Genomic DNA, 9,761 nt, shown 5'->3' on the forward strand with positions numbered 1-9,761 from the left:
GCGAACGGCGGCGCGTCCGCCGCGCGGGAGCGCCTGGCGCTGGCTCGCCAGGTCATCCCGTCAGCTCGCCGCCGCGAGCGGCTCCGCCGCGGCCTGGATCTCGACACGCCCGTCCCGGACCCGGAGGGGAACCACGGGGATGCTCACGCCCGGGTCGTCCAGGCACTGACCCGACCGCAGATCGAAGCTCTGCTTGTAGATCGGCGAGGCGATCTTGGGGACGCCCCCCTTGTCCCCGACGATGCCGCGGGAGAGGACGAACGCCTTGCTGAACGGGTCGAAGTTGCTGATGGCGTAGACCTCCTCGCCCTCGCCGACGCGGACCAGCGCGATCTGGCGCTTCCCGACGAGCGCGCAGACCCCCGTGTTCGGGATGATGTCCTCGACCCCGCAGACGTCGATCCAACCCTGGGTCATGGTATCGCTCCGAGGCGCTTCCGAAGTGTGCAGCTCGCTCATGACGGTTTCCCTCTGACAAGGCCCCTCGGCCCCGCTGTCAGATCATCTCCTCGACGAGGTTCGACTTCTCCTGCCACGCCGCGGGGCGGTGCTGCGCGCGCTCGCTGACGAACACGATGCTCCGGTCGGGCTCGCCGGCGTTCACGAACTGGCGGAACTGCTTGAGCTTCTCGGGGTCGTTGACCGCGGCCTTCCACTCGCACTCGTAGGTGGCGATGAGGTGGGCCATCTCCTTCTCCAGCTCATCGCAGATCCCGAGCGAGTCCTCGATGATGACCTGGCGGAGGTAATCCATGCCGCCCTCGAGGTTGTTGAACCACACCGACGTGCGCTGGAGCCGGTCCGCCGTGCGGATGTAGAACATCAGGAACCGGTCGAGGTACTTGATGAGCGTCGCCTCGTCGAGATCCGAGGCGAAGAGCTGGGCGTGCTGCGGCTTCATCCCGCCGTTGCCGCAGAGGTAGAGGTTGTAGCCCTTCTCCGTCGCGATGATGCCGAAGTCCTTGCCCTGCGCCTCGGCGCACTCGCGCGCGCAGCCGGACACCGCGGACTTCAGCTTGTGGGGGCTGCGCAGCCCCTTGTAGCGGTTCTCGACCGCGACCGCGAAGCCCACCGAGTCCTGCACGCCGTAGCGGCACCAGGTGCTGCCCACGCACGACTTCACGGTGCGCAGCGCCTTGCCGTACGCGTGCCCCGACTCGAAGCCGGCGGCGATGAGCTCGCGCCAGATGTCGGGCAGCTGCTCCAGCCGCGCGCCGAACAGGTCCACGCGCTGGCCGCCGGTGATCTTCGAGTACAGGTTGTACTTCTTCGCGACCACCCCGAGGGCGATGAGCTGATCCGGCGTGATCTCGCCGCCCGCCACGCGCGGGACCACCGAGTAGGTGCCGTCCCGCTGGACGTTGGCCAGGTAGCGATCGTTCGTGTCCTGCAGCGGGAGGTGCTTCTTGCTCAGGATGTGCTCGTTCCACGTCGACGCGAGGATCGACGCCACCGCGGGCTTGCAGATCTCGCAGCCCTTGCCCTGGCCGTGGCGGGCGAGCAGGTCGTCGAACGTCTTGATCTGGTGGACCCGGACGAGGTGATAGAGCTCCTGACGCGAGTGGTTGAAGTGCTCGCAGATGTAGTTGTTGACCGCGACGCCGGCCTTCTTGAGCTCCTTCTTCAGGATGTCGGAGATCAGCGTCGTGCACGATCCGCAGCCCGTGCCGGCCTTGGTGTGCCCCTTGATGCCGGCGACCGTGACGTGCTTGTCGTCGCAGATGGCCGAGCAGATGGCCTTCTTCGTGACGTTCAGGCACGAGCAGATCATGGCGGTGTCGGGCAGCGCGTCGACGCCGAGGCCCGCCGGCTTCGCGCCGTCCCGCGCCGTGACGATGAGATCCTCCGGGTGCGGCGGGAGGGCGATCTTGTTCTGCACGAGCTGGAGCAGCTGGCCGTAGTTCGCGGCGTCGCCGACCAGGATGCCGCCGAGGAGGAGCTTGCCGTCCGCGCTGACGACGAGCTTCTTGTAGACGTTCGACGTCGCGTTCATGAAGCTGAGCACGCGCGCGCCCTGCTGGGTCGCGAACGCGTCGCCGAAGCTCGCGACGTCCACGCCCATCAGCTTGAGCTTCGTGCTCATGTCGAAGCCGCTGAAGGTCTCCTTCCCGCCGGTGATGGCGTCGACCGCGACCTTGGCCATGTGGTAGCCGGGCGCCACCAGGCCGTAGAGCTGGCTGTTGTAGCTGGCGCACTCGCCGATGGCATAGATGTCCGGATCCGACGTCTGACAGCGCTCGTTGATGGCGACGCCGCCGCGGTTCCCGAGCGCGAGATCACACGCCCTCGCGAGCTCGTCCCTCGGGCGGATGCCGGCCGAGAAGACGATCATGTCGGTCGAGAGCTCGCTCTGGTCGGCGAAGATCATCCTCGCCACGCGGCCGTGCTCCGCGACGATCTCCGTCGTCGACTTGCTCGTGTGCACGTTCACGCCGAGCGACTCGATCTTCGCCCGGAGGATCGCGCCGCCGGCGTCGTCGACCTGGAGGGCCATCAGGCGCGGCGCGAACTCCACGACGTTGACCTCGAGGCCCATGTTCTTGAGCGCGTTGGCCGCCTCCAGCCCGAGCAGGCCGCCGCCGATGACCGTGCCGACCTTCGCGACCTTGGCGTAGGCGTCCATGGCCTCGAGGTCGTCGATCGTGCGGTAGACGAAGCAGCCCTTCGCGTCTTTGCCCTTGATCGGCGGGACGAACGGATACGAGCCGGTGGCGAGGATGAGCTTGTCGTAATAGACCGTCTTCCCCTTCGCCGACGTCACCGCCTTCTTCCGCCGATCGATCGAGACGGCCTTGTCGTTGAGATGGACCTGAATGCCCGCCTCCTCGTAGAGGCCGGGCTTGACCATCGACAGATCCTCGGCCGATTTGCCGTTGAAGAAGGCGGACAGGTTCACCCGGTCGTAGGCGAGCCGGGGCTCCTCGCAGAAGGTCGTGATGTTCCACTCGCGCAGGAAGCCGCCGAGAACCATGTTCTCGATGAGCTTGTGCCCGACCATGCCGTTGCCGATGACGAGGAGGTCCTTCTTCTTGCTCATGAAACCCACCTTTGGACCCGGTGAGTCCTTCTCACCGTCACTGCCGCGCTGCCGTCCGAACCAGGCGTCAGCCACAGTCCCGGACCAAAAACTGTGTACTGTGGGCTCTGTTTCGCAACTGTTTCGCAGGAATAAATTGTCGGCCCGACGGCGCGCCAGGCCTTTGGCAATGGCCTCTACCACCTCTGTTTCATGCATGTTTCGCGGTCATCAGCGGGCGCAACAAGGCCCCGAGCGAGCCTGGACGCGACAGCGCCGATGAAAGGAAATGGGCGCAACGTTCAGAACTGGAAGAGCCTGTTTCGGCGATGTATCGCGCGCCTGGCGGGAGGCGCGGCTGCATTGCACTTCTGAAATGGAGCGCGGGCCGATCAGTGGCGCGGGGCGGCTTCGGCGAGCAGGGACAGGAGCTGCTCCGTCGCGACCGGCTTGGTGAGGTGCGCGTCGAAGCCGGCTTCGCGCGAGCGGCGGCGGTCCTGGTCTTGCCCGTAACCGGACAGGGCGGCGATGTAGGTGCGCGCGAGCTCGGGCTCGGCGCGCAGGCGCCGGACGACCTCGTAGCCGTCCATCCCGGGCAGGCCGATGTCGAGCAGGACGAGATCGGGCTTCGACGCGCGCGCGGCCTCGAGCGCCGCCGGTCCGTCGTGGGCCATCGAGACGGCGTGGCCGTGGAGCTGGAGGACGCGCTGGAGGCCCTCGGCGGCGTCGACGTTGTCGTCGACGAGGAGGACGTGGAGGGCGCGCGTGGTGGCGCGCGGAGGGGCGGCCTCGAGCGCTGGCGGAAGCGCCGGCGGCGCGGGGGCTTCGGCGGGCGCGCTCGGCGCGCCGGCGAGCGGGATCCAGACGCTGATGGCCGTTCCCTCGCCGGGGCCCCCGCTCAGCGCTTCGACGCGGCCGCCGTGCAGCTCGGTGAGCCGCTTGACCAGCGTGAGCCCGATCCCGAGGCCGCCCTGGGAGCGGTCCAGCGTGCGCCGGGCCTGCATGAACGGCTCGAAGACGTGCGGGAGCAGCTCGGCGGAGATGCCGACGCCGGTGTCGGTCACCCGGATCCGCGCGTCGCCGGCGATCGCGGCGCAGGCGAGCGAGACGCGGCCGCCGGGGTTCGTGTACTTGATGGCGTTGTTGAGGAGGTTCACGATGACCTGCTCGAGCCGGACGCGGTCGCCGTGCACGAAGACGCCCGGATCGACCGACAGGACGAGATCGTGCCCGCGCTGGACGAGCAGCGGGCGGACCGACTCGATCGCGGCCTCGACGACCGAGGCGACGTCGAGCCGCTCCCGCTTCAGCTCGATCTTGCCCCGCGTGATCCTGGAGACGTCGAGGAGATCATCGACGAGCCGGACGATCGTCCTCACCTGCCGCTCGAGGGTCGCCAGGATCTGCCGGTCGTGGCGATCCGCGCGCTCGTCGGCGCTCATCTGGGCGCTCATCTGCAGGAGCTCGAGGCCGGTGGTGAGGGGCGCCAGCGGGTTGCGGAGCTCGTGCGACAGCATCGCGATGAACTCGTCCTTGCGCCGGTCCGCCTCGTGGGCCTCGCGGTAGAGGCGGGCGTTCTCGAGGGCGACGCGCCGCTCGCGCTCGACGAAGGCGGCGCGCTCCTCGTGCAGGCGGGCGCGCTCCATGGCCTGCGCGCACTGGCGCGACACCGCGACCAGGAACTCCTGCTCTTCCTCGTCGAACGGGCGCGGCTCCGCGAAGCTCAGCCTGAGCACGCCGATGGGCCGCTCCTGGACGACCAACGGGAGACAGCAGAGCGACACGGTCGCGCCGGACAGCACGGTGCTCGCGATGCGCGGGTAGCGGGCGGAGCACTCCTCGCGCGAGCGCAGCCAGACGGGCGCGCCGGTCCGCAGCGCGTCGGCGAGCGGGAGGGCGGCGTCGAGGGGCATCTGCCGGAAGCGCTCGACGGCGTTGCGCTCGTGGCCGACCTCCTTGAGGCACTCGAGCTCGTCGCCCGCCGTCACGACGATGGCCCCGGCGTGCGCGCCCGCGGCGGCGACGCCGATGTCGACGACGACCCGCGCCACGGCCTCGCTGGTGAGCGCGTCGGCGAGCGCCGCGGTGATCCGCTGGAGGCCGGCCATGCGCTGCGCCGCGCGCTCGGCGGCCCGGCGCGCCTCGTGCTCGGCCAGGAAGCGCCGCCGCGCCTCGGACTCGGCCTCGCGGGCCATGTCGTAGAGGCGCACGCGCTGCAAGGCCACCTCGATGCGCCGCGAGAGCTCCTCGGCGAAGGCGAGATCGGCGGCGTCGCAGGTGCGATCCGCCTCTGCGGACGCGAGCGTGAGCGCCGCGAGGACGCACCCGTCGCCGCGGATGGGCACGATCACCGCGGAGCGGCAGCCGAGCTCGCGCAGGGCGGCGAGGTGGTCCGCGCCGGCCAGCGCGTGGCCGGCGAGGTCGGGGAGGAGCCGGCCGTGGCCGCCGTGGAGCACCTCGTCCAACGGCGATGGCGGCGTCCCGGGCGCCGGCGGGGGGCAGCTGCGCCGGGCCAGACGGGCGGCGAGCTCCGCCTTGGCCGGATCGGCGTGCGCGACGACCCGCGCGTGGGCGGAGCCGTCCGGTTCGAGCGTGTGGACGGCGCACAGATCGGCCACCGAGGCGACCGCGAGGGCCGCGACGCGCCGGAAGCCCGCGTCGCGGCCCTGCACCGGATCGAGCGCGGCCGACGCGTCGGCCAGGAAGCGCCGCGCGTCCTCGGCGCGCTTCTGCTCGCTGACGTCCGCGACGAGCGCGAAGAAGCCGCGCACGTCGCCGCGCGCGCCGAGGTGGGGGATGTACTGGATGCGCACGTGGCGCCGGCGGCCGTTCCGGTAGATGAGCGGCGACTCGAAGTCCTGCGGCCGTCCGGCGAGCACCGCGGTGATGTGCGCCTTCACGGCGGCATAGGCGGCGTCGCCGATCACCTCGCGCACATGCCGGCCGACGACCGAGCCGCTGTCTTCGCCGAACCAGCGCTCGTAGGCCCGGTTGACGACGCCGTAGCGCTCGTCGCTGTCGATATACGAGATGAGCGCCGGCAGGGCGTCCAGCAAGCGCTGGAGCTCCTCGGCTTCCACCGTAACGCTCGGCTCGCCTGCGCTCATGAGGCCGCTCTCGTGCGCCGCGGCGGGGGCTTCCGGCCTGCGCATCTCGGCGTAGGCATATCCGCAATCCTCGCGGGTCGCCACCCGTCGGTTCGCTGCGGTCCGGCTCGAGCGTGCTATGGTCGCCGCCGATGCGGATCCTCGTTGTCGGCGCGGGCGCGGTGGGCGGCTATTTCGGGGCGCGGCTCACGCTCGCCGGGGAAGACGTCACCTTCGTCGCGCGGGGCGCGCACGCCGAGGTGATGCGGTCCCGCGGGCTCATCGTCCGCACGCCGTCCGGCGAGCTGCGCACTCCCCCGCTCCGTGTCGTCCCGCTCGACGGGGCGCGCGGGCCGTTCGACCTCGCGCTCATCGCCGTGAAATCGCCGTCGCTCGCCGCGGTGAGCGCGAAGCTCGCCGGGCTGCTCGCCGCGGACGGCCTCGCCGCGCCCCTCCTGAACGGGCTCGACTCCGAGGACGTGGTCGCGCGCGACGTCGGCGCGCCGCGCGTGATCGCCGCGATCGCGTACATGTCCTCGGGCGTCGCCGGGCCTGGCGAGATCGAGACGCTCGCGCCGACGCGCGCCGGGCTCGCGCCCTACCGGCCCGGGCAGGAGGCGCGGGTCGAGGCGACCGCCGCGCTGCTCGAGCGCGCGGGCATCCCGGTCCGCCGCGGGGCGGACCACCGCGCCATGCTCTGGGAGAAGATGGTCTGGAACGCCCCCTTCAATGCGATCTGCGCGCTGACCGGCCAGCGCGCCGGCGTGGTCGCGGAGCGGATGGAGGACCTCACCCGGGCGGCGATGCTCGAGGTGATCGCGGTCGCGCGGGCGGAAGGGGCGGAGATCTCCGAGGCGACCGCGGACGCGATGCTCGCCCTCACGCGCTCCGAGTTCCCGCTCACCGAGCCCTCGATGCTGCAGGACGTGCGGGCCGGCCGCGCGACGGAGGTCGATATCCTCCAGGGCGCGGTGGTCGAGCGCGCGCGCCGGGCCGGGGTCGACACCCCGGTGCTGCGCACGCTCGCGACCCTCGTCCGCGGCCTGTCGCCGCGGGCGAACGCGCCGTCCGCGGGCCGATAGACAGACCTCGCGCTCGCGACGGAACCCGTGATGGCGACGGCGGCGCGCGCCGCCTCCTGGGCGCGTGGGAGCCCTGGGAGACGCGTCGTCGCGACCGCCGCCGCGGTGTCTCGGCTGCTTCGAGGAAAGGAAGGGGAGTGGAGCGCGAGGCGCTCATCTCACCTCCTGGAGTCGAGAGGAGATGAGATGAGTGCCTGTCGTGAGACGCAGCGATCAGGCGCCGCCGCTGCCGCCCGCGCCGCCGCTGCCGCCCGCGCCGCCCGCGCCGCCCGCGCCGCCGCTGCCGCCCGCGCCGCCGCTGCCGCCCGCGCCGCCCGCGCCACCGCTGCCGCCCGCGCCACCGCTGCCGCCCGCGCCACCGCTGCCGCCCGCGCCGCCGCTGCCGCCCGCGCCGCCGCTGCCGCCCGCGCCGCCGCTGCCGCCCGCGCCGCCGTCGCCGCCCCCGCTGCCGCCCGCGCCGCCCGCGCCGCCCGCGCCCTCGTTGCTCAGCGGGTACAGCGGGTCGAGGCAGAAGAAGCCATCAGGCGTCTCGGCGCACTCGTCCGGTTCCTCGCAATCGCCGTCGTCCTCGCACGGCATCTTGCCGAAGATGCAGAAGCCGTTGTCCGGGAGGCCGAAGTCCTCGCAACGGGCGTTCGGCAACAGGCAATCGTCGTGCGCCTTGCACGCCCTGGTGCAGGCGCCGAAGTCGCCGGCGCCGACGACCTCCGCGAACTGGTAGAGGCAGAGACCGTTCTCGAACCCGCCGCAGTCGGACTCGAACACATCGCCGCCGAAGCCGCAGAACTCGGTGCATGCGCCGACGTCGCCGGGGAAGCCCACGCAGTGTCCGGCGCACGGATCCTCGTCGGCGTCGCGGTCGCACGCGGCCCCCATCGGAAGACCCTCGTGTGGCGTGTCGACGCACGCGTTCTGCCTGGGATCGCAGCTGCGGCCGGAGTCGGAGCACTGGGAGTCGGATCCGCAGTTCGGCATGCAGACCGACACGCCGTCATCCACCTCCTCACAGCGCAGCTCGTCGCGGCCGTGGCACTTGAACGGATCGAGCTCCTCGTCGAGGGCCATGATCTCGGGCTCTCCGAGGACGCAGCCCAGGTAACAGATGTCATTGACGCAGGCGCTGCCCTCGCCTTCGCAGTCGCCGTCGTCGACGCACTCCATCGTGCAGTACCCGCCCGCAGGACCGGCCTCCCCGTCCGACTCCAGGGCGCACACGCCGCCCGGCCCGCAGTCGGCGTCGGCCGTGCAGCGGGTGCCGAGGAACTCGGCCCTGCTCCCGCCCGCGCCCGTGCTCGCGGGGCCTCCCGATGACGAGCTCGTGGTCGAAGAGGAAGAGCCGCCGCCTGCGCCCCCGTCCGAATCGTCGTCGCCGCAACCGATGAAGCCTGCAGAGAAGGCGACCGAGGTGAGCAGGATCGCCGAAATGCGTTGCACTTTCATTACTGTCTCCCGAGCCAGGAGGCCCTGCCCACATCGGGCGCGCCTTCATGTGATCTCGGGACGGTAACGGAATCGGTGCGGCTCCGCCATACCGGACGGGCGGGGGCGCGCTCGATGCCGCGCTCCGCGGAGAGCCCCCGTGGGCGCGGATGGCGCTTCAGGTGGGCCGGGATCAGGACGTCAGTGCGACGACTGATGGTCTATTTTTCAGGTGATACCCGACTGGACCGCTACGCGGACTTCGTGATTTTTGACACGTACCGTACGGCCCTCGGGGCGGCGCCGGTGAGCGGCCAGCGATACCGGAGGTCGATGGCGGGCTCCCGCGCCACGCGCCGTCCGCAGGAATGCGACGCGCTTCTGCAGCGGCTCGACGAGGGTCACCTCGAGGTCCGGCCGCGCCGCCCGGGGTCATGCGCGCAGTGGAGCACAGGCGCCGGGCCGGGTGCGCCTGGCGGGGCGGTGCGACCGGCCTGCGGCCCGCGGCCACCTGGCCGGCCGGGATCACCGCGCGCGGCGCGGGCGCACAGGCGCGCGCTCCGCGCCGGCGCCGCCGAGCGGCAGCGCGCGCTGCGCGCCGACGTCGTAGATCAGGTGGCCGGCGCCGTCGGGCCGGGCGGCGGGGTTCAGCGCGTGCGGGGCTCGCGCGCCGGGGCCGAGCAGGTGGACGACCGCCAGCCCGCGCGCGACGAGAGCGTCGGCGATGAGGCGGCGGTGACACCGCCACCAGAGCGTCTCGGCGCACAGGAGCGCCATTCGCCGTCCGGCGCGCGCTTCCGCCTCGAGCTCGGAGAGCGCGCGCTGGAACGCGGCGGTCTCCATGTGATCGGCGTAGGCCCGGAAGCTCGCGTTCTCCCAGGCGACGTGCGGCGAGCCGGCCCGCCCGGTCCGCCGTCCGCCGAGCGAGTCGCCGCGGAAGACGTAGGTCACCCCGAGCCGGGGCAGCGCCTCGGCGAGCGCGGCGCGGCCGAGGTGAGGGGAGCGGCTCGACCCCGGGAACCTCCGGACGTCGACCAGCGTGTCGGCCGGCCCCTCGCCGAGCAGCTCGACGAGCTCCTCCACGCTGCGGGTGCCGTGGCCGACGGTGAAGACGGTGTCCACGGGGTAGAGCTTTGCGCCCCGGCGGCGCGCGGGCAA

Annotated in this window: 6 protein-coding genes; 1 reads left to right on the forward strand and 5 read right to left on the reverse strand. The window is 71.9% G+C overall.

Annotated elements, in window-relative coordinates; all coding sequences use genetic code 11:
• Nucleotides 1-60 precede the first annotated feature (60 nt).
• The 3 genes from nirD to WMF27_RS43045 all read right to left on the reverse strand — a co-directional run bounded on the left by nirD (nt 61) and on the right by WMF27_RS43045 (nt 6,207).
• Nucleotides 61-459: a nitrite reductase small subunit NirD gene (nirD, locus tag WMF27_RS43035; RefSeq protein WP_437763067.1), complete on the reverse strand. Its 399-nt coding sequence runs from the start codon at nt 457-459 to the stop codon at nt 61-63.
• 37 nt (nt 460-496) lie between these two features.
• Nucleotides 497-3,037, reverse strand: a complete 2,541-nt coding sequence (gene nirB, locus WMF27_RS43040; RefSeq protein ID WP_437763066.1) for a nitrite reductase large subunit NirB — start codon at nt 3,035-3,037, stop codon at nt 497-499.
• Between the two features lie 371 nt (nt 3,038-3,408).
• Nucleotides 3,409-6,207, reverse strand: a complete 2,799-nt coding sequence (locus WMF27_RS43045) for an ATP-binding protein (RefSeq protein WP_437763065.1) — start codon at nt 6,205-6,207, stop codon at nt 3,409-3,411.
• Between the two features lie 47 nt (nt 6,208-6,254).
• Between WMF27_RS43045 and WMF27_RS43050 the strand changes: the two genes are divergently transcribed.
• A complete protein-coding gene (locus tag WMF27_RS43050) occupies nt 6,255-7,184 on the forward strand; it encodes a ketopantoate reductase family protein (RefSeq protein WP_437763064.1) in 930 nt (309 codons plus the stop codon).
• A 213-nt stretch (nt 7,185-7,397) separates the two neighbouring features.
• Here WMF27_RS43050 and WMF27_RS43055 read toward each other — a convergent pair whose 3' ends face one another.
• Complete coding sequence (locus WMF27_RS43055) at nt 7,398-8,618, reverse strand: hypothetical protein (protein WP_437763063.1); 1,221 nt, start codon at nt 8,616-8,618, stop codon at nt 7,398-7,400.
• A gap of 510 nt (nt 8,619-9,128) precedes the next feature.
• Complete coding sequence (locus WMF27_RS43060) at nt 9,129-9,725, reverse strand: DUF488 domain-containing protein (RefSeq protein ID WP_437763062.1); 597 nt, start codon at nt 9,723-9,725, stop codon at nt 9,129-9,131.
• Nucleotides 9,726-9,761: the final 36 nt, after the last annotated feature.

This window comes from Sorangium sp. So ce281, from assembly GCF_051527395.1.
GTDB classification, from domain to species: Bacteria; Myxococcota_A; Polyangia; order Polyangiales; family Polyangiaceae; genus Sorangium; species Sorangium cellulosum_B.